The sequence below is a fragment of the Rothia endophytica genome (assembly GCF_039543885.1).
Lineage (GTDB): Bacteria > Actinomycetota > Actinomycetes > Actinomycetales > Micrococcaceae > Rothia > Rothia endophytica.
On sequence record NZ_BAABKP010000001.1, the window covers coordinates 279,105 to 298,195 of the forward strand.

At 57.4% G+C, this 19,091-nt stretch carries 19 protein-coding genes and 1 tRNA gene; 11 read left to right on the top strand and 9 right to left on the bottom strand.

Annotation, left to right across the window (positions count from 1 at the left end; all coding sequences use genetic code 11):
- The first annotated feature begins 85 nt into the window (after positions 1 to 85).
- The 3 genes from ABD982_RS01255 (at position 86) to ABD982_RS01265 (ending at position 3,177) form a co-directional block, all read left to right on the top strand.
- Positions 86 to 2,368, top strand: a complete 2,283-nt coding sequence (locus tag ABD982_RS01255; RefSeq protein WP_425569997.1) for a carbon starvation CstA family protein — start codon at positions 86 to 88, stop codon at positions 2,366 to 2,368.
- A gap of 14 nt (positions 2,369 to 2,382) precedes the next feature.
- On the top strand, positions 2,383 to 2,571 hold the full coding sequence (locus tag ABD982_RS01260; RefSeq protein WP_237202853.1) for a YbdD/YjiX family protein: 189 nt from the start codon (positions 2,383 to 2,385) through the stop codon (positions 2,569 to 2,571).
- Between the two features lie 117 nt (positions 2,572 to 2,688).
- On the top strand, positions 2,689 to 3,177 hold the full coding sequence (locus ABD982_RS01265) for a dehydrogenase (protein WP_345443727.1): 489 nt from the start codon (positions 2,689 to 2,691) through the stop codon (positions 3,175 to 3,177).
- A gap of 37 nt (positions 3,178 to 3,214) precedes the next feature.
- On the opposite strand, the gene ABD982_RS01270 is transcribed toward ABD982_RS01265, so the two are convergent.
- Positions 3,215 to 3,844: a response regulator gene (locus tag ABD982_RS01270; RefSeq protein ID WP_345443730.1), complete on the bottom strand. Its 630-nt coding sequence runs from the start codon at positions 3,842 to 3,844 to the stop codon at positions 3,215 to 3,217.
- Entirely contained in the window at positions 3,841 to 5,229 is a 1,389-nt protein-coding gene (locus ABD982_RS01275) for a sensor histidine kinase (protein WP_345443733.1), read from the bottom strand. The genes ABD982_RS01270 and ABD982_RS01275 overlap by 4 nt, the downstream gene beginning before the upstream one ends.
- 176 nt (positions 5,230 to 5,405) lie before the next feature.
- Here ABD982_RS01275 and ABD982_RS01280 point away from each other — a divergent pair, with 176 nt between their 5' ends.
- The 4 genes from ABD982_RS01280 to ABD982_RS01295 all read left to right on the top strand — a co-directional run bounded on the left by ABD982_RS01280 (position 5,406) and on the right by ABD982_RS01295 (position 8,518).
- Positions 5,406 to 6,503 (top strand): ABC transporter permease, encoded by a 1,098-nt coding sequence (locus ABD982_RS01280; protein WP_345443736.1) that lies wholly within the window; start codon positions 5,406 to 5,408, stop codon positions 6,501 to 6,503.
- A gap of 63 nt (positions 6,504 to 6,566) precedes the next feature.
- Positions 6,567 to 7,313: an ABC transporter ATP-binding protein gene (locus tag ABD982_RS01285; RefSeq protein WP_345443738.1), complete on the top strand. Its 747-nt coding sequence runs from the start codon at positions 6,567 to 6,569 to the stop codon at positions 7,311 to 7,313.
- Between the two features lie 83 nt (positions 7,314 to 7,396).
- Positions 7,397 to 8,251, top strand: coding sequence for an HpcH/HpaI aldolase/citrate lyase family protein (locus tag ABD982_RS01290; protein WP_345443741.1), 855 nt, complete (start codon positions 7,397 to 7,399; stop codon positions 8,249 to 8,251).
- 30 nt (positions 8,252 to 8,281) lie between these two features.
- Entirely contained in the window at positions 8,282 to 8,518 is a 237-nt protein-coding gene (locus tag ABD982_RS01295; RefSeq protein WP_251379435.1) for a hypothetical protein, read from the top strand.
- Positions 8,519 to 8,569: 51 nt separating this feature from the next.
- On the opposite strand, the gene ABD982_RS01300 is transcribed toward ABD982_RS01295, so the two are convergent.
- Positions 8,570 to 8,644: transfer RNA gene (locus ABD982_RS01300), tRNA-Thr, on the bottom strand.
- A 144-nt stretch (positions 8,645 to 8,788) separates the two neighbouring features.
- On the opposite strand from ABD982_RS01300, the gene ABD982_RS01305 reads away from it, so the two are divergent.
- From ABD982_RS01305 to ABD982_RS01320, 4 genes are all read left to right on the top strand, one after another.
- Positions 8,789 to 9,922 (top strand): histidinol-phosphate transaminase, encoded by a 1,134-nt coding sequence (locus tag ABD982_RS01305; protein WP_345443746.1) that lies wholly within the window; start codon positions 8,789 to 8,791, stop codon positions 9,920 to 9,922.
- 145 nt (positions 9,923 to 10,067) lie between these two features.
- The gene (locus ABD982_RS01310) at positions 10,068 to 11,240 is read left to right on the top strand and encodes a thiamine pyrophosphate-dependent enzyme (RefSeq protein WP_345443749.1); all 1,173 of its coding nucleotides are present in this window, start codon (positions 10,068 to 10,070) and stop codon (positions 11,238 to 11,240) included.
- Between the two features lie 4 nt (positions 11,241 to 11,244).
- The gene (locus ABD982_RS01315; RefSeq protein WP_345443752.1) at positions 11,245 to 12,234 is read left to right on the top strand and encodes an alpha-ketoacid dehydrogenase subunit beta; all 990 of its coding nucleotides are present in this window, start codon (positions 11,245 to 11,247) and stop codon (positions 12,232 to 12,234) included.
- Positions 12,235 to 12,251: 17 nt separating this feature from the next.
- Entirely contained in the window at positions 12,252 to 13,583 is a 1,332-nt protein-coding gene (locus tag ABD982_RS01320) for a dihydrolipoamide acetyltransferase family protein (RefSeq protein WP_345443755.1), read from the top strand.
- Between the two features lie 527 nt (positions 13,584 to 14,110).
- Here the strand turns inward: ABD982_RS01320 and ABD982_RS01325 are convergent.
- The 6 genes from ABD982_RS01325 to ABD982_RS01350 form a co-directional block, all read right to left on the bottom strand.
- A complete protein-coding gene (locus tag ABD982_RS01325) occupies positions 14,111 to 15,127 on the bottom strand; it encodes a hypothetical protein (RefSeq protein WP_345443758.1) in 1,017 nt (338 codons plus the stop codon).
- The gene (locus tag ABD982_RS01330) at positions 15,117 to 16,340 is read right to left on the bottom strand and encodes an ATP-binding protein (protein WP_345443761.1); all 1,224 of its coding nucleotides are present in this window, start codon (positions 16,338 to 16,340) and stop codon (positions 15,117 to 15,119) included. The genes ABD982_RS01325 and ABD982_RS01330 overlap by 11 nt, the downstream gene beginning before the upstream one ends.
- A 164-nt stretch (positions 16,341 to 16,504) precedes the next feature.
- A complete protein-coding gene (locus ABD982_RS01335) occupies positions 16,505 to 17,218 on the bottom strand; it encodes a LuxR C-terminal-related transcriptional regulator (RefSeq protein ID WP_345443764.1) in 714 nt (237 codons plus the stop codon).
- A gap of 183 nt (positions 17,219 to 17,401) precedes the next feature.
- Entirely contained in the window at positions 17,402 to 18,223 is an 822-nt protein-coding gene (locus tag ABD982_RS01340) for a hypothetical protein (protein ID WP_345443767.1), read from the bottom strand.
- Positions 18,224 to 18,267: 44 nt separating this feature from the next.
- Positions 18,268 to 18,909 (bottom strand): sugar O-acetyltransferase, encoded by a 642-nt coding sequence (locus ABD982_RS01345; protein WP_345443769.1) that lies wholly within the window; start codon positions 18,907 to 18,909, stop codon positions 18,268 to 18,270.
- Positions 18,902 to 19,057, bottom strand: coding sequence for a hypothetical protein (locus ABD982_RS01350; protein WP_251379426.1), 156 nt, complete (start codon positions 19,055 to 19,057; stop codon positions 18,902 to 18,904). Before ABD982_RS01350 ends, ABD982_RS01345 begins: the two co-directional genes overlap by 8 nt.
- Positions 19,058 to 19,091 lie beyond the last annotated feature (34 nt).

A 19,091-nucleotide genomic window follows, 5' to 3' on the forward strand; every position in this document is an offset into this window, starting at 1 on the left:
CACGGCTTAAATATGGAGAAAAATGTGAGACAGGTCTAATGTGTGAGTACGCACATCATTCTCGGTCACACACCGGGCACACAGTATGGAGATTCTTGTGGAAGTCCACTCCCCATCGACTATTGATAACGAGCGGCCGGCGGCCTACGTCGATCCCGAAAAACTAGAAACAGATCATGTTACGTGGACGCCCAAGAAAATAGCCATTTGGTCAGTTATCGCTATTATTGGTGCGGTCAGCTGGTCCATGATCGCTATCTTCCGCGGCGAAACTGTGAACGCCATTTGGTTTGTTTTCGCAGCGGTCTGTAGCTACCTGATAGGTTACCGTTTTTACGCCCGCTTCATTGAAGCCAAACTGACTCAGCCCGACGACCGCCGCGCAACCCCAGCGGAATACGACGCGGACGGTAAGGACTACGCGGCCACTGACCGCCGGGTGCTCTACGGCCACCACTTCGCAGCTATCGCGGGCGCTGGCCCCCTGGTTGGCCCCGTGCTGGCAGCGCAGATGGGCTTCTTGCCGGGCACTATCTGGATTATTGTGGGCGTTATTTTCGCCGGTGCTGTTCAGGACTACCTGGTTCTCTTCTTCTCCATGCGCCGCGGCGGACGTTCCCTGGGTCAGATGGCTAAGGAAGAACTAGGAACCGTTGGTGGTTACGCCGCTATTCTGGCAACCCTCGCCATCATGATCATCATTACCGCCATCCTGGCCCTGGTCGTGGTGAACGCACTGGGCGAATCGCCCTGGGGTGTTTTCTCCGTGGGTATGACCATCCCCATCGCGCTTTTCATGGGTGTTTACCTGCGCTACATCCGCCCCGGTAAAGTCGGCGAAATCTCTATCCTTGGCTTTATTTTGCTCATGGCAGCCATCATCGGTGGTGGTATGGTGAGCAACACCGAATGGGGCGTGCAGTATCTCACGCTGGACCGCGTCACCCTGGCCTGGGCGGTCATCATCTACGGCTTTATTGCCGCCGTTCTGCCGGTCTGGTTGCTGCTAGCACCCCGTGACTACCTTTCCACCTTCATGAAGGTGGGCACCATCATCCTGTTAGCAGTCGGCATCATCGTGGTCCGCCCCGAAATCACCGTTCCCGCGGTCAGCGAATTCGCCTCCCGCGCTGACGGCCCGGTGTGGTCAGGCTCCCTCTTCCCCTTCCTCTTCGTCACTATCGCCTGTGGCGCCCTGTCAGGCTTCCACGCTCTCATCGCATCGGGCACTACCCCCAAGATGGTTGAAAAAGAACGCCAGACCCGTTTCATCGGTTACGGTGGCATGCTTATGGAGTCCTTCGTGGCCATCATGGCGCTGGTTGCAGCCGTTACCATCGACCGCGGTATCTACTTCGCCATGAACTCGGCAGCCGGCGTTACCGGCGGTACCGTTGAATCGGCTGCGCTCTTCGTCAACTCACTGGGGCTGACCGGGGTGAACGTCACCCCCGAAATCCTGCAGTCCACTGCAGACGCCGTGGGTGAGCAGTCCATTGTTTCGCGTACCGGTGGTGCCCCCACCCTGGCGGTGGGCATGGCGCTAATCCTGAACAAGATGATTCCCTGGTTCGAACTCACCAGCTTCTGGTATCACTTCGCGATTATGTTTGAAGCTCTCTTCATCCTGACCGCTGTGGACGCCGGCACCCGCGTGGCTCGCTTCATGCTCTCAGATACCCTGGGCAACTTCTTCCCTAAGTTCAAGGATCACAACTGGCGTGCCGGTGCCTGGATTACCACCGCCGTGATGGTCGCTGGCTGGGGTAGCATCCTGATTCTTGGTGTTACCGACCCTCTAGGTGGTATCAACACCTTCTACCCGCTCTTCGGTATCGCTAACCAGCTACTAGCTGCGGTCGCTCTGGCGGTCTGCCTGGCTATCGCCGCTAACAAGGGCAAGTTCAAGTACCTCTGGATTATCGCCGTGCCGCTGGTCTTTGACCTGGTCGTCACCGTGGTTGGCTCCTACCAGAAGATCTTCTCATCTAACCCAGCCGTGGGCTACTGGGCTAACCACTTCCGCTACAAGGACGCGATTGCCGCTGGTGAGACCTCACTGGGTGCCGCTGCAACCCCCGAAGCTATGGACGCGGTTGTTCGCAACACCTTCGTGCAGGGCTCCCTCTCCATCCTCTTCGTCGTGCTGACCCTGACCGTGGTGACTACCGCTCTGATTGAGGTATTCAAGGCGAAGAATGGGCATGCCAAGGAGAGCAAGGAGAACCCCTATATCGAATCCAAGATCTACGCACCGGCCGGCATGCTGGCTACAGCTCCCGAGAAGGAACTTGAGCAGGAATGGAAGAGATTCTACGCCAAGTACCCCGATCAAATCTCGGGCTCAACCGGGCACAGTGGGCACTAGCGAAACAGGTGAATATGTCACTGCGTGATTTCTTCTCCCGAGCGCGCTGGCTGGCTAACGGTGTGCTGGGTGCTGACAAGTACCAAAAGTATCTGGCTCACCACCGTGCCACCGGCTGTGAGCACCCGCCTATGACCGAACGCGAGTTCTGGCGTGATCACACCGACCGCATGGAAAAGAACCCGGGTACCCGCTGCTGCTAAGGTGCACAAAGAAAACTGCCGGAGTTGCCTAAAGGGCAGCTCCGGCAGTTTTCTTAGGGTAACCTAAGAAGACACCTGTGAAGACACCTGTTGAGGGACAACGAGAGGAGCTGTGCCTTGGGGATTAAAGATTTTCTGCAGTCACGCCGCGATGACGCCGAGCTCGGCACCGGCCTCTGGCGCAGAGCCCATGACCGCTTTGTGCGCGGGCTAGACCGTTTTCACCAAATCCTTGAGCGCATGCCCGCTACCGATACCCTCGAACACCTCATCCCGGTTGCTAACGACCTGGCAGACCTATTGCCCCGGGTGCGATCTGTTGCGGCACAAGCTCAGAACATCGCACCCAGTAACGGTACCGATGTACCGGCGTCCCCTACCGGGGTTTATTCAGACCTGCACCGCTCTCTTTCTAAGGCGGGTAACTCCCTGGCGCTCTGCGCTGAAGCTCTAGCCATGACACGGTGCGCGGGCACCTGCGAGCAAAGCTGTGACCGTGAAACCGTGGTCTCCCGCAGGGTGCAGACCGTAGTTCAGCATATTGAAACAGCAGAAGAATTACTGGGCCGGGCACTAGCTGAAAAGGCAGAGCTGGCCTCTGCCTAACCCAATTACTGCTGGAGCTCCGGGAAAGGGGCCCGGCCTAGAGCAGGTTCTCAGCGCGGGCAGTAGCCACAGCGGCCGTGCGGTTATCGACGCCCAGCTTGGAGTAAATATGCACCAGGTGGGTTTTAACCGTTGATTCAGAGATAAAAAGCCGTTGCGCCATCTCACGATTGGTTGCCCCCGTTGCCAGCAGCGTAAGAATCTCGGTTTCCCTCTGGGAAAGGGTAATCACCGGCCGGTGCATACGGTCCATGAGAGTAGCTGCGATATCGGGGGAGAGGGTGCGACGGCCTTCTGCTGTTGCCACTACTGCAGCCTGCACTTGCTCGGGCGGGGCGTCCTTCAGCAGGTAGCCCAGCGCCCCAGCCTCAACAGCTGCCACAATATTGGTCTGGGTATCAAAGGTGGTGAGAACCAGCACCGGGGTGCGGAACTGCTCGGTGATAGAACGGGTAGCGATGATGCCGTCCACCGGCTTCATCTGTAGGTCCATGACTACGGCATCCAACGGGTGCCCCTGCTCTGCAAAACGGGCTACTTCAGCCAGCGCTGCACCGCCGTCTGCTGCCTCAGCGACCACCGTGATGTTCTCAAATTCCTCAAACATGGCTCGCAGTCCAGCCCGTACTACGGGATGGTCATCAACCAATAAAACACGTATGGTCATGCTTTCTCCTGAAGGTGTAAAGGAAAGGAGACGGTTAGTGCAGTGCCTCCGGTGCCGCTTTCGAGTTCAAGGGAGCCACCTAGTGCCTGCACCCGGTTGTGCATGGCGGTTAAGCCGAAGCCGGTATGGCCTTCTGTTGATGGGGTGCGGCTCTCAGCAGCTCCGGGGTCAAAGCCCCGCCCATTATCCAGTACATCTAGAATAACTTTCTCAGGCCACAGCGTCAGCGTCAGCGCGCTTCGGGTGGCCTGCGAATGCGCGACCACGTTAGCCAAAGCACCCTGAGCACACCGCATCACCGCAGCCGCCACCTGCGAAGGGAGCTGCCGGGCGGCGTCCTCGTTACCCTCAAAGGTGAAGGTGCAGACAAAGTGCTCAGCGCCCGGCTGGCTCTTGCCCAGCGCTCGCCGAGACTCGGCTGTGGTGGTAGCTAGCCGTTGCAGAGCAGAGACGAGGGAATCGTCCAGGGCGGGGGAAGACAAATCTTTGATGAAACGGCGTGCCTCCGCTAGGTTCTCTGACGCGCTGGCGCTAATGATGCTCAGCTGCTCGGACGCCCGCGCCCGGTCTCCCTCCTGCAGGGAGCGCTCTGCCGCCCGTGATACCAGCACGATGGAAGACAGCCCCTGGGCTAGGGTGTCATGAATTTCTCGTGCCAGACGCTCACGCTCTTCTACCTTGCCAGCACTGTACTGTTGCTGCACCAGCTGCGCCTGAACCGCCCGTAGCCGCTCTGCTAGTCGGTACTGGTGGGCGGCGTCCTCCCGCAGAGCGCGGTAGGTAAAAGAAATGACGATAGCAAGCAGAGCGCCCAAGGTGGGTCCGATTAGGTAGCCCGGGGCAACACCATCATGAAGCACCGCGCTCAGCCCAAAACCGGCAGGGCCCACCAAAGGCAGAGCCACCGCTAGGCAACAGAGCAGAAGCGTGGCCAATACACTTCTGACCGGGCGCAAGAGGTGCAAATAAAGAAACATGATGGGGAAAACAACCCAGGTGAAAGAACTGCTCAGCAGCATTAATACCAGCCAAAGCAGGGTGATGCAGCCCAACCAGAGAGCCACCGGCAGGGGCGTACCGGTCTGTTCAGGCCGGTAGGGGGCGGACGCCTTGGCGCGGCTAAAGACCTGATGCAGGTTAGAGGGCAGACCCAGGCGATTCTCAAAGACGGTGCCCCACAGGTAGATCCCGCCCAGAGCTAGGGAAAGCACCGCTACCGCGGTGTGCTTGGCCGCTGGGGCTTCAGATAAAAGGGTAGCTACTGTGCCAAAAAGTACCAGGAAGGCAAACATGACGTGCAGGCTGATACGCAGCACCATCAGCACCGTCACCGTCTGCACACTCTGGCCGGTGGGCAGAGTCTTAGGCTCCCGCTTACTGCGCATTTATCTCCCCAAGGTAATAGTCAGCACCAGTCTACTCAGGGGGGCAAGCTACTTCCCGGCCGCGCACATCGTCCAAACGGTTGATAAAAAGCTCAACCCTTACCCCGATGTGCAACCTACCCCCTGCCCGGTTGAATGGTAATAGATTAGAAAACCGTGACGCGAAAGGCGGAACAATGTTCGTAGGCTGGCGAGACATCCTCTTTGCTAAAGGCAGGTTCACCCTCATCGGGGCTACCGTAGCCCTCATAACCCTGCTGCTGGTCATGCTGACCGGGCTGACCGGCGGGCTAGGTAACCAGAACACCGACGCTCTTGAAAAACTCCCTGCTGACACCCTGGTTTTTGCGCCCTCCAACGAGGGTGGCGACGCGTCCTTCACCGACTCACAAATCACCGCCGGGTTGCTGAACCAGTGGCAGAGTGCAGAGGGCATGACCTCTGCTGAGCCCTTGGGCGTGAGCACCGGCAGGCTTGAAGCCGGTTCAGCGGTGTCCATGACCCTTTTCTCGCTACCAGAAGGTTCACCAACCGTGGGCGAGGTTTCGCCCCTGCGCGAAGGCTCCCTGCCTGCTGACGGCGAAATCTTGCTCTCCGCCACCACCGCCCAGGACGCCGGGGCACAGGTGGGCGATACTGTCACTTTCAGCGGCACCGACCTGGTGGTCTCCGGTATCGCTGAAGACACCTTCTACTCCCACACCCTGACCGGCTGGGCAACCACCGCCACCTGGCAGAATCTCACCCACCAGCGCACCCTAGAGGGCGATGAAGCAGTTGTGGGCACCGTGATGCTGGCAGAAGGCAACGCCGACGTTGAAGCACTTGCCTCAGAAACCGGTACTCAGGCGATCACACCCCGCGAATCCTTTAACGCTCTGCCCGCTTACACCTCAGAACGAGGCTCTCTGGTCACCATGCAGGGCTTCCTCTATGGCATCTCAGCTCTGGTGATTATCTCCTTCCTGACCGTCTGGACGATCCAGCGCACCCGTGACATCGCCGTTATGCGCGCCCTCGGCGCTTCTCAAGGCTTCCTCACCAAAGACGCTTTGGCACAGACCGCCGTCATCCTAGCAGTGGGTGTGGCTTTCGGCGCTCTCACCGGCTTCGGGCTAGGTGCCTTGGCAGCGAACGCCGTGCCCTTCCAGCTCACCGCCCTAACTGTCCTGGCACCCGCAGCAGGTATCTGGGCACTAGGCATGGCAGGCTCCCTCATCGCCCTGCGAAAGGTAGCCAAGGTAGACCCCATGATCGCCCTGGGCGGTAACTAACCCCGCGCTCTGACCCGATGACCCGATGACCCGATGACCCCGCTTCACGAAAGACCAACCACCATGACTGCGACCCTTATCGCTCCCACCCAGACTGTTACTCCCACCGACAGCGTGCTAGAACTGCGCGACATCGTCCTGGAATACCCAGACGGAGTGGACGCTGACGGCAACCCCACCGTCATGCGTGCTCTAGACAGAGTAAGCCTGACCGCCCACCGCGGCACGCTGACTGCCGTGACCGGAGCCTCCGGCTCCGGTAAATCCTCCCTGCTCTCGGTAGCAGCCGGGCTGATTACCCCCACCAGCGGCGCTCGCATTATTCAGGGCAACCGCACCGAAAATTACAGTGACCGCCAACTTGCCGAGCTTCGCCGCACCACCGTCGGCTTCATCTTCCAGCAACCCAATCTACTGGCCTCCCTCACCGCCGCTGAACAGCTCGAGCTGGTGGCGCGCATTAGCGGCGCTCGCGGTGCTGACCTCAAAGTAGCCCGCCAGCGAGCAACCGAGCTTCTTGACCTGGTGGGGCTCGGTGCTGAGAAGGGCCGTAAGATGCATCAGCTCTCAGGCGGTCAGCGTCAGCGCGTCAATATTGCCCGCGCCCTCATGAATACCCCCGCCCTGCTCCTTGCCGATGAACCCACCAGCGCCCTGGACGCCGAGCGCTCCGCCTCTATCGTGGAACTGCTGGCACAGATCACCCGCGAATTCAACACCGCCACCCTGCTTATTACCCACGACGGGGACCAGTTGGCTCACGCTGACCGAACGGTACACATGACCGATGGGTGCCTTACAGACGCCTAGAGATAGCTCACGTGTCAGCCTCCCGATAGGGTGAGCAAGGTAGGATGAGTTGCAGTCAAAGAAACCATAACAAGGACTTTTTTGTGATTAACTTTCACCGCAACGAACGTGCCGCCTCCCTGCCCGCCCGCCTCTCTCGCTCTTGGCTTTTGGTCAGCGCAGCAGCAACCGAAGAGGTGATTGCTCAAGCCCTTGAATCTGAGGCTGACTCAGTGCTTATCGACCTCGAAGATGGCTGCCCTGAAGATCAAAAGGATGCGGCTCGCGAGCGCGTAGTCGCCGTGCTCAATGGGGGAGCTGCTAGCGCTTGGGTTCGTATTAACGGTATTGAGAGTGATCACTGGGCTAAGGACCTTGAAGCCTTGAACAATGCCGCCGGCCTCAAAGGTGTCATGCTGGCTATGACAGAGCACCCCGACCACGTGACACGCACTGCCATGATGCTACCTGCCGGTACCCCCGTTATTGCTCTCATTGAAACCGCCCTGGGTATGGTGAACGTCGTGCGCATCGCCAAGGCACCGGGCACCTTCCGCCTGGCTTTCGGTCAGGGTGACTACCGCCGTGATACCGGTGTTTCAGATGACCCCATCGCTCTGGCTTTTGCCCGCTCCCAGATGGTACTGGCATCCCGCGTGGGTGGCCTCGCTGGCCCCATTGATGGCCCTTCGGTCGGTAAGTACGGGTCAGACCTCATCAAGGATTGTGCGGTAACCACCAGCCACGGCATGACCGGTAAGCTGACCCTTGACCCGGCCCAGACCGAAACCATCAACCTGGGCCTAGCACCCAGCGCCGATGAAATCGCTTGGGCACGGGAACTGCTGCAAAAGAGCGAGGGGGACTCCGTGCCTAAGGACGGCTCCTACCTGCCCCGCCTGGCACGTGCCCGCAAGGTATCCTCCCTGGCCAAGACCTACGGCCTGTGGCGTAGCTAAATTGTTGGTTAGACACTGAAAGGGGCATGGGTGAAAGATTATTTTCGATTCGAGAGCAGGAGGACACCTTCGGGTGGCTTTTCCCGCGGTTTTATAGCCCTCTTTGCTTTCCTGCTGATTCCCTCACTGGCCCTGTGGTTCTTCTACCGCTGGCTCTTTGCCTCAGACACTATGTTCCTGGTGCCCATTTTTCTAGCGGTGATGACCGCCTGGATCTGGGCCTACCTCATTGGCTACGGCTCCGAGGTTCACCTAGACGAGGACTAAGTGGGTTAAACATAAGACCCGTTCCGCAGTAGCGGAACGGGTCTTATGTTCTGGAGCCCCCAGTCGGATTTGAACCGACGACCTTTTCTTTACGAGGGAAATGCTCTACCCCTGAGCTATGGAGGCCTGTTGGTGCTGAACGTCAGCGCGAACGAAAGAAAACTTTACCAGAGCCCACGCGGGTTCACCACCTGCTGACCCTGCACTGGTTACCAAGCTAACGGCGTCCACCACCTAGAGGGAAAAGTGAGGGGCACTACAATGGTGGGTATGACTACTTCACAGCGTTCCGGGCTTAACCCTCGCCCGGTCTTCTCTCAACTTCCCCAGTACGCAGCGGGTAAACCCCCGGTACCGGTGGAAGGGCTAACCCAGTTTAAGCTTTCGTCTAACGAGAACCCTTTTGGGCCGGTGGAGCCGGTGGCCCGGGTGCTCGCTGAATTTAACACCGTGCACCGCTACCCCGACCCGCTCTCTACTGCCCTGCGCACCCGCTTGGGCGAGCACCTGGGGGTGAACGCTGATGACATCGTAACCGGTGCCGGCAGCCTGGGTGCCCTGAACCAGATCCTGGCAACATTCGCCGGGAGCCACGAGGACGGCGTTCAGGACGAGGTCATTTACGCCTGGCGTTCCTTTGAGGCATACCCCATCTGTGTGGGTTTAGCAGGTGCCAAGAGCGTGCAGGTGCCTAATCTGCCCAACGGTGCCCACGACCTGGACGACATGGCGGCGGCGGTTACCCATCAGACCCGCGTCATCCTGGTCTGCACCCCCAACAACCCTACGGGCCCGGCAGTGACTGAGAATCAAGTCCGGGATTTCCTGGCCAAAGTGCCCAGCGACGTGTTGGTCGTTATTGATGAGGCCTACTTTGAGTTCTGCGCAGCCAGCGAAATTCCCGAGGGGCAGGAGCCCCCGGTCAATGGCCTGGACGTTCTCCCTGACTATGAAAACGTCATTATTTTGCGCACCTTCTCTAAGGCGCAGGGACTTGCAGGGCTGCGGGTTGGCTACTCCATCTCTCACCCCGCTATCACCCAGTACCTGCGTGTGGGTGCCACTCCTTTTGCGGTGACCTCTATTGCTGAGCAGGCTGCCGTTGCTTCCATTAATCACAACGACGCCGTCATGCAGCGGGTAGCCCACCTGGTGGAGCAACGCGAAAAGGTGGTTACCCAGCTAACTAACCTGGGCTACTGGGTGCCCGAGACCCGCGCTAACTTCGTCTGGTTGCCTCTGGGTGAACACTCGGCTGCCTTTGCTGAGCTGGCTGAACGCAACGCCCTGTCGGTCCGCGCGTTTGCCGGTGAGGGTGTGCGTGTCTCTATTGGCGAAGATGAGGCCAATGACCGTTTTCTAGCGCTCGCGGAGCAGTTCGAACACCGCACCAGCGCACCCTAACCCCCTTTACTTCGGGCCCGCGCCAGCTGAGACTTTGCCCATTATTTGCATATTTTCACTAAAAATTGCAAAAACTGGGCAGAATGACGGTGGCGCGGGCGTAGTCTTAATAGATACACCACCCCGGTTATCACGCGGAGATTCCATGCCACAAGCAAACACCCCTGCCACCCCCTGGGGTACACCTGACCTCGTACAACTCATGGATGAGACCGGCACCGTCAGAACCCACCCCACGTTCAGCCCCTATGCTGATGAACTGACTAACACCGACCTCAAAGAGATGTACCGGACCATGGCGCTCACCCGCCGGTTCGACGACGACATGACGGCCTTACAGCGCCAAGGTCAGCTGGCGCTCTGGGTGCCTTCCCGTGGGCAGGAAGCCGCTCAGGTGGCGTCCGCCCGGGCTTTAGCACCTAACGACCACATCTTCCCCTCCTACCGCGATCATGGCGCTCTGCTGGAACGCGGCATCGAACCCTCCGAAATTACTCCGCTCTTCCGCGGGAGCGCAACGCTGGGCTGGGACCCAAAAAAGCACAACGTGCACCCCTACACTCTGGTGCTGGCAGCTCAGGTGCTGCACGCGACCGGTTACGCCATGGGTCTGAACATGGACGCTCAGATTGAGGCGGAGACAGGCGAAAAGCAGACCGGTCAGGGCCAGGCGACAGACCCCAACCAGGACGCCGTGAAGCCGGCCGTGGCGGTCTACTTCGGTGACGGTTCATCCACCGAGGGCGATGTGCATGAGGCTATGGTCTTTGCCGCCAGCTATAACGCCCCGGTTCTATTCTTTGTGCAAAACAATGGCTGGGCTATCTCGGTTCCCTTTGAAACCCAGTCCCGAGTGCCTCTGGCTACCCGTGCAGCTGGCTACGGTTTTGAAGGTCTGCGCGTGGACGGCAACGACGTCCTCTCGGTCTACGCTGCTACTCGTTACGCCATGGATAAGCTACGTGCGGGGGAGGGCCCAGTTATGATCGAGGCTCAAACCTATCGCTTGGGTCCCCACACTACCGCCGATGACCCCACCAAGTACCGCCCGCAAGACCATGAGGCGACCTACACCCCCCTTGACCCTCTTCCCAGGTTAGAAGCCTACCTGCGGTCACGCGGGGTCGAAGAGAGCTTCTTTGAAGAGATCGAAGCAGAGGCCAAACAGGGTGGGCAAACTGTGCGCGACTACGTGCTGAACAGCAAACCCGAAGACTTTGAGACCTACCTTGACCGGGTTTACGCTGAACCCCACCAGCAAGTAGAGGACGACCGCGCCTTCTACCGTGCCTACACTGCAGGCTTTGAAGAGGAATAAGACCGTGACTGAACAGACTCAAGAAACCCTTACCCTCGCCAAGTCCATTACCCGTGCTATGCACGATGAAATGACCACCAACCGCAAGGTGCTCATCCTGGGTGAAGACATCGGCAAGTTGGGCGGGGTCTACCGCGTCACCGAGGGGCTCCAGGCAACCTTTGGCGAGAACCGTGTGCTGGATACCCCCCTGGGCGAAGCAGGCATCATCGGTACCTCTATCGGTATGGCCCTGCGCGGCTACCGACCGGTGGCAGAAATCCAGTTTGACGGCTTTGTCTTTCCCGGCTTCAACCAGATCACCAGTCAGCTGGCCAAAATGCACGGTCGCACCCTGGGTCATTACACCGTCCCTGTCACCGTGCGCATTCCCTATGGGGGCATGATTGGCTCTATCGAGCACCACTCCGAGTCACCCGAAGCCCTCTTCACCCACACCCCGGGCCTACGCGTGGTGACCCCCTCTAACCCGCACGATGCTTATTGGATGCTACGCAAGTCCATTGCCCACCCAGACCCGGTAATCTACTTCGAACCTAAGCGCCGCTACTGGTCCAAGGGAGAAGTAGACTTCACCGACACCGGCTTTGACCCTTTCAAAGCCCAGGTGGTGCGCGAAGGCACTGACCTCACCCTGGTTGCCTATGGGCCCCTAGTTCCGGTTGCGCTAGCCGCAGCTAAGGCAGCAGAAGAGGACGGCCGCAGCATCGAGGTCATTGACCTGCGCTCCCTATCACCCCTGGACTTCCCCACCATCATTGCCTCGGTAGAGAAAACCGGGCGCCTGGTGGTAACCCACGAAGCTCCGGTCTTTGGTGGCATCGGCTCCGATATCGCATCGACCATTTCAGAGCGTTGCTTCTTCCACCTGGAAGCACCCGTGCTACGAGTGGGTGGTTTCCACATGCCCTACCCGGTCTCCCGAGTCGAAGAAGAATACGTGCCCGGCATTGACCGTATGCTCGATGCCGTTGACCGCTCCTTTGCCTACTAGAAACGAAAGGTTAAACCGTGTCCCAGATTTTTAACCTCCCCGATGTAGGCGAAGGCCTCACGGAAGCAGAAATCCTCAGCTGGAAGGTCGCAGTCGGCGATACAGTGGCGGTCAATGATGTCCTCGTTGAGATTGAGACCGCCAAATCAGTGGTTGAGCTGCCCTCACCCTATGCCGGTAGGGTAGAGAAACTCATGGCAGAAGAAGGGCAGACCGTAGAGGTAGAGAGACCCATTATCGCTATCTCGGCGGGGGGCGCAGCCCCTGAGCAGAACGCTAGCCCGGCTACCACTGAACCTGCTTCTCGCGACGCTAAGGACGCTGGCGCACAGCAGGCGGCACTGGTGGGCTCTGGCCCCAAGGCTGACTCGGTTAAGCGCCGTGCTCGCAAGCGCCCTGAGCCCGTCTCTGCTGAGCCCGCGGCGTCCTTCCCGCTACCGTCTAAACATGTTGCTTCCCATGCCCTGGCTAAACCGCCGGTTCGTAAGGCGGCCCAAGACATGGGCATCAATTTGCACGATGTTCCACCCACCGGTGCGCAAGGACAGGTCACCAAGAAAGACCTTCTCAACTACGCCGCACATATGGCTCTGCCGCAGGCCACTCAGCCCGGGGAAAGCCCCAGCAGTTTCTGGCAGGCAACAGAGATCAGCGATGATCGAATTGAGCGTATCCCCGTCAAGGGTGTGCGTAAGGCGACCGCTGCTGCCATGGTGAAGTCTTCCTTCAGTGCACCGCACGTTTCTATTTTCGTAGATGTGGACGCTTCACGCACCATGGAGTTCGTCAAGAGACTCAAGAAGTCACCCCAGTTTGAAGGCATCAGGGTAACTCCGCTGCTCATCTTGGCCAAAGCCGTCATCTGGGCTGCTGCCCGCAACCCCCAGGTCAACGCGACCTGGACGGACAGCGAAATTCAGATCAAGCACTTCATGAACCTGGGCATCGCTGCAGCTACCCCTCGCGGTCTGATGGTGCCCAACATCAAAAATGCCCACGAACTTAACCTGCGGGAGTTGGCTATAGCACTCAACGATCTCACCGCACGCGCCCGCGAGGGCAAAACTCAGCCGGCAGAGATGTCTAACGGCACCATGACCATCACCAATATTGGTTCCCTGGGCATTGATACCGGAACACCGATTATTAACCCGGGTGAAGCTGCCATTATTGCCTTCGGCACCATTAAAGAGAAGCCCTGGGTAGTGAGCGGAGAGGTCATCCCGCGTTGGGTTACCACTCTGGGGGGGTCCTTCGACCACCGTATTCTGGACGGAGATCTCTCTGCCCGGTTCCTGGCCGATGTTGCTTCTATTCTGGAAGAACCGGCTCTCCTCCTAGACATGTAGGGAATGAAGCCTGAGGTTCGGGGCAAATCGGCCCAAAAAAGACCCAGTTTGCGTAAAGCAGACTGGGTCTTTCGGTGCCACCTATGAGCTCAAGTAAGGCGTTACAGGAACAAGCCTGTAAAGCCTTGCTCAAGGGCAAGAGGCGGTACCATGCCAAGGTGTGAAGAGTGTTAAGAATCCCGCATCATCTCCCTAGAAATGCGGGACGTAGGATCAAACCTACCAGCAATCTTCACAAGATACCTGGTTGGGTTATCGGGTGGATAACGCTCCGGGTCAGTCCCCCAACGTCGCCGGTGCTTTGAGTCCCCCGACTCAAGACCACCCATAAACCAATTTCATCATATCCCACTTATTGAATCTCTATTTGTCATCATTTGTGATGACAACAGTTTCTTTTACAAGTTTAGACGCCCGGAAAACCCGCGGAAAATCAAGGTTATAGAAAAGCAGGGGTATTGCTTATAAGAGTTTTCTGAGGGGTAAAGTGATGAAATTTTATTTATGCGGAAACTAAAAAGGCGTGTCTAGAAACGTTCGATGTCACCTGTTTGGGAGATCTCGATGGCGCTTGGTTCATCGTCCTCAGAGTTACCATCGTGCACTAGCATGACGGCACACGGGTCATCACTGGGGAAGGCCCGGATGGTGATGGTTCCACTTGAAGCATTCTCAAACAGGTCCACGGCGCAGTGGGTGAGTGCAGAGGCCACTCTGCCAGGAAGGCTGGAGCCTCGTTCGTCCAAGATATCGACTTTGACTCCGCGCTGGCGTGCAAGCCACGCTGTATCCAGAATCTGTCGATTAACGATATATCGCCCGCGAATCGTATCGCGCAGCTGAGCTTCAGCGAACCTAAAACTGTCCATCTCGTCCTGTGTTACCGGGCTTTGGTTATAGGCGATGCGGTAGAGCATGTCTTCGGTGAGTGCTCGAACTTCTTGAACGCGCTGGGACGACACCACTCCTATGCCGGTCTTTTCAGCACGGTCAGCATCAGCGATAATTCGCATACCGCGTGCCTGCTGGGTCTTAGAATTTGCCTGCTCAATTTGCCGAGGGACGATCATGGCGATGAGCATCAGCAAGACGGGAATAATAAACTCGGTAGCCAGCATGAGCCGGGAATCGAAGCCGCGGGTATGCTTGCTCAGAACCAGGATGCTGAAACCTATGAAGAAAAGCCACCCATAGAAACTGCGGCGCCGTAAAATGAGCCCCAAAGCTAGTGCCGTGTAGGCCATCAGCGGCCAAGAAAGATGCAAGAACGTCAGGCAGTGACTGATAGCGGTCAGGGTCATCTCCACACTGGAAAGCCCCAGGACCACGATGAGTGGGGGGAGATACTCAGGAAGCTCTAATCGGTGGGTGGGAAGAAAAATAGGGCAGATCGCCAGGATGTAGACCCCTAGGACAGCCCCCCAGTGCGGGGCTGTAATGACTGTGTAAAAGTTATACCAGATAGCGAAGGCAGTGAGTATGAGTAAGCTACCCGCAGCAAAGACCTTCAACAGCACGCTGGATTGGTAATACTTAGCCAGCATTGGATTCCTCATTGGGCCACTGCACCACAACCGTGGTTCCCTTATTTGGCGCTGAATTGATAGTGACCTTACCGCCGGCTTCTTCCACGCTGCGTAGCATTGATACCCTCACACCCAAACGGTGAAAATCTAGGTCACTCATCGAAAAACCTTGACCCTTATCTGCGATGGTGCAGAGAATATAGGGGCGCACTTCATCGGATCGGGTGGACTTATAAGGGCGCCTCGTCTCGGTTCGAATACTGATAATGGTGGTGCGAGTCCCTGAATGGCGGGCTGAATTAGACACTGCCTCGGTCACTGCATAGGTGAAGGATCTGGCGGTAGCGTAGGGCATTGTTGAGTCAGAGGACGCTCGGGGGTGCTTCCCAAGGACATCCGGCACGAATCTTAAGCGCTGGTTCCACGGTTCCACTCCTTCCGCTATTTGCTCGGTGAGTTGCTGGAAGGTGATGGGCTGCTGAGGTGGGAGCTTAAGAGTTTCTTCTTCAAGCACAGCGATTGCGCGGCGGGCTAAAAGGCGGGTGCGTTGAGGTAGTTCACCTAAGTTCCGGCTGGCATCGAGCAGAGCGGCCATGACGTTATCGTGAACCAGTTTGTCAAAATCCTGTAGGGCCTTGGCGTAATCCTTCGACCGATTGAGCAGAAGCTGGGCTGAGAGAGTTTCGTAGTAGGTTTTGTCTGATTCCCTCACAGCGTTGAGAGCAAAGCGAGCAAACCCGGCGAGCAGGGCACAAAAGAACCCTAGAAAGGCCACGCGGCTGGCGAGACCTGCGTAATCTAGGGGAGCGCCGGTGAGCCAGTGGGCGGCGAAGGAACTGGCAATGAGGGACGAGGGAATGGCGAAGTTGTGAAGATAACTGCCTCGAGAGGTCTCTTCAAAGGCAGGAACAAGCATGGCGTAGGTCCCGAAAAGCCAGGACCAGGGGATAGCCGATAGTTGGGCTCCTTCGCTAAAGGGCCAGGTTATATAGGCGCTGTAGGCAATAATCAGCATAAAACTCACCGCTTTAGCGCTAATTTCTTTGCGCACTCCTTTGAAAATCAGGAGGGCACCATGAGCTAGGGTGACAGGGATGAGGAAGAGATACCAATGAGAGTCTCGCCCGTACGCCCCTGAGATATTCGCTAAGGATTGGAAGACAAGGGCGGTAGCAATCAGAGCATAGATGATTTCCAGGGAGCAGTAGAGCCCGAAAGAACTAGGCCCCATGAGACTTTGCTGGTCAGAGATTAGTGACAGGGGCTTGAGAAAGAAGGAACGTATGCGCTCGACTCGGGATGGCTGAAGAGCACGGGTTAAATCCCGAGAAGCACCACCGGTAGAGGTAGACAGGGCGTTTCCTTGCTGTAGGGAGGGCGGAAGTGGGTGGTGCCTTAAAGGTACCGCTGGGCGCTCTGAGTATCTTCCATAGAATCAACCAAACCATCTTCGATAGCACGGATGCGCAAATCAATCTTGGTGGGGGCGGGCCGGCCCACACGGGCGTACTTTTCGCGGATACGGTCAATGTTGGTTTTCACAGCAGACTGCTTAATGCCCATGCGGCGGGCTACCTGAACCTGGGCAAAACCGGAAGCGTAGAGACGCAAGGTTTCCTGCTCGCGGGGGGAGAGGCTGGCCCGGGAGAACTCTGGATCACCATCGATAGCTGCTGCTAGTTCTTTGGTCACCACGGCTTTACCGTCGGCAATATTTTTTGCTTCAGCCAGAGCATGCTCCAACGGCTCGGACTTTCGAACCAGTCCTAAAGCACCTGCTTTCAACGCTTCACGAATCAAGCAGGGGTTCTCACCAATGCTAAAGATAAGAACTTTGATGCCAGCGCGCTGAAGGATGTCTACGTTCTCGCTGGGACGTGAACGATCTTGTAGAGAAAGGTCAAGAAGCACGACATCGCAGTCCCTTTTGAGTTTACCCAAATCAGCCGACGACGGGTCATGAAGGTTCCTGCCCAGAGCTACCAGAAGGTCAGAGGCGGTGGGAGCTGCAGCCACTAGTTCAATTTCGCTGGCTCCGGATGCGACCGCTCGCATGCCCTCACGGACAACCTCGTGATCATCTACAATTCCTACCCGTACTACGCTCATACTTACCTACTTCGTTTGTGGCGTGCCTCTGACAGCCTCACCCCTAGCCTCGCCGTGTATTGGTGTCACTAGGGCCATCTTCTATTCTTTACTCTTGAAATACTTTACAGGCAAAAAACAGCGGCGACCCGTTTGGGAACTATAGTGTGAAGGGTCGGTGTCCCCTAGGGCACCATTTATGACTTATTCGCTCCAACTATTCTCTAATTTGCGGTGGTAGGACGTGCCCATAAAGGCCCCTAGCAAGGCTGCAAAGAAAGCGATGGCCAGCACACTGAGTAGGGTGAGTAGCTCAGGTGCAAAGTCTTGCTCCATAAAAAGATGGCCGGCGAAAGACGGCTGCACATCTACGTTTGCTAGGGATGCTAGCCAAGCGATGGCTGAGCCCAGCAGCATGCCCAGCAAGGTCATCATCAGTACTCCTAGAGCTTGTTTCGCCGGAGCTACCACGCTCATACGTGCAGCTGCATAGCCTGCTGCAAGGAAAGCAAATATGTAGCAGATCCCAAGGAAGATGGCCCAGGGAAGGGCTGTCGATCTAGCATCGGCGTTGAAAAGGTCGAGAGCTACAAGGGTTGGGGTGTCATAGCTTTTCAGCCCAGCTGCCACTAAAAGAGGGGCTGCCAACTGAAAGAGCAGGGTGAGCATGCCGTGCGCAATGAGAGCACCCAGGAAAGCGGGGATGAACTGAACTCTTCGGTAGGGGGTCAGCTTGCCTTTGCGACGGGCTGGCGCCTCGACCGTGCTGTAGGCTGCCCTCTGAGCTGGGCCCGAACTCCGCACCTCGGTAGGGGCAGCAGGTGCAGAGTACTCCGCAGCAGAAGGGGCAAGTTCGGGTTGATAACGCACCGCTGAGACCGATGAATCGGCAGTCTGCGGGCTACTTGCGTTAGCACCGTGCTCTGATGAGTAGGGTGGGAGCACTCGGGTGGGATCAGCGTCGTTGAATACTGCCTCCCAGTCGCTGGAACTGTTAGGAGAGGGACGGTTAGAATCTTGGGACATCCTCGAGACTCTTTCTGCTAGATAGGTTGAGGATACAGGAAGGACTAAGCGAGGCGCAGAGCCTGCGGGCTATATTGATGGTTGGGGTCGGTAGGGCGCTCATCCTCAGCCACATACCGCACCACCTTGGCGGGGTTGCCCACCGCTACGGCGTTGGCTGGAATATCTTTAGACACCACGGCTCCAGCGCCAATCACAGCGTTCTCACCGATGGTGACTCCCGGGAGGATAATCGCGCCTCCACTGATCCAGACGTTGCGGCCTACAGTGATGGGTAAACCACCCTCCCACAGTGCCTCACGATCTACCGGGTTAAGAGGGTGGGTGGGTGTCAGAAATTGAACATTAGGCCCAACGAGCACACCATCATTAAAAGTAATGGGGGCTACGTCCAAAAAGATACAACCAAAATTGAAGAAGCAACCAGCTCCAATGTGGGTATTGACGCCGTAATCGAAAGAGACAGCGGGGCGGATCATTGATCCCTCGCCCAGGGACCCCACCATCTCATTGAGTGTTTCAGTCATCATGGGATCTGAGGCGTAGTATTGCTGAGCGTAGACCTGAGTTAGCTGAGTTACTCTCCTGTGAAGGTCAATGCACTCATCATCGGGCCGGTAGGCATAACCTGCCGTCATCTGTTGAAAGACGCTTTTGCCTTCTCGTTTTTGTTGCCAATTAACCATTGGGACCTCCCCAGAGAGCAAGAGCGCCGATGATAAGTAGACCAGCCGTAATCACAATGAGGCCGGCAATAATCATGCGCTTGTTAATTTCACGCATCAGCTCCCTAAACTCCTCGGGGCTGATGTCTTCTTTTCGTCTACGAGCCATACCCCCCAGTATGTCAGTAATAAAGGTGCTGTGG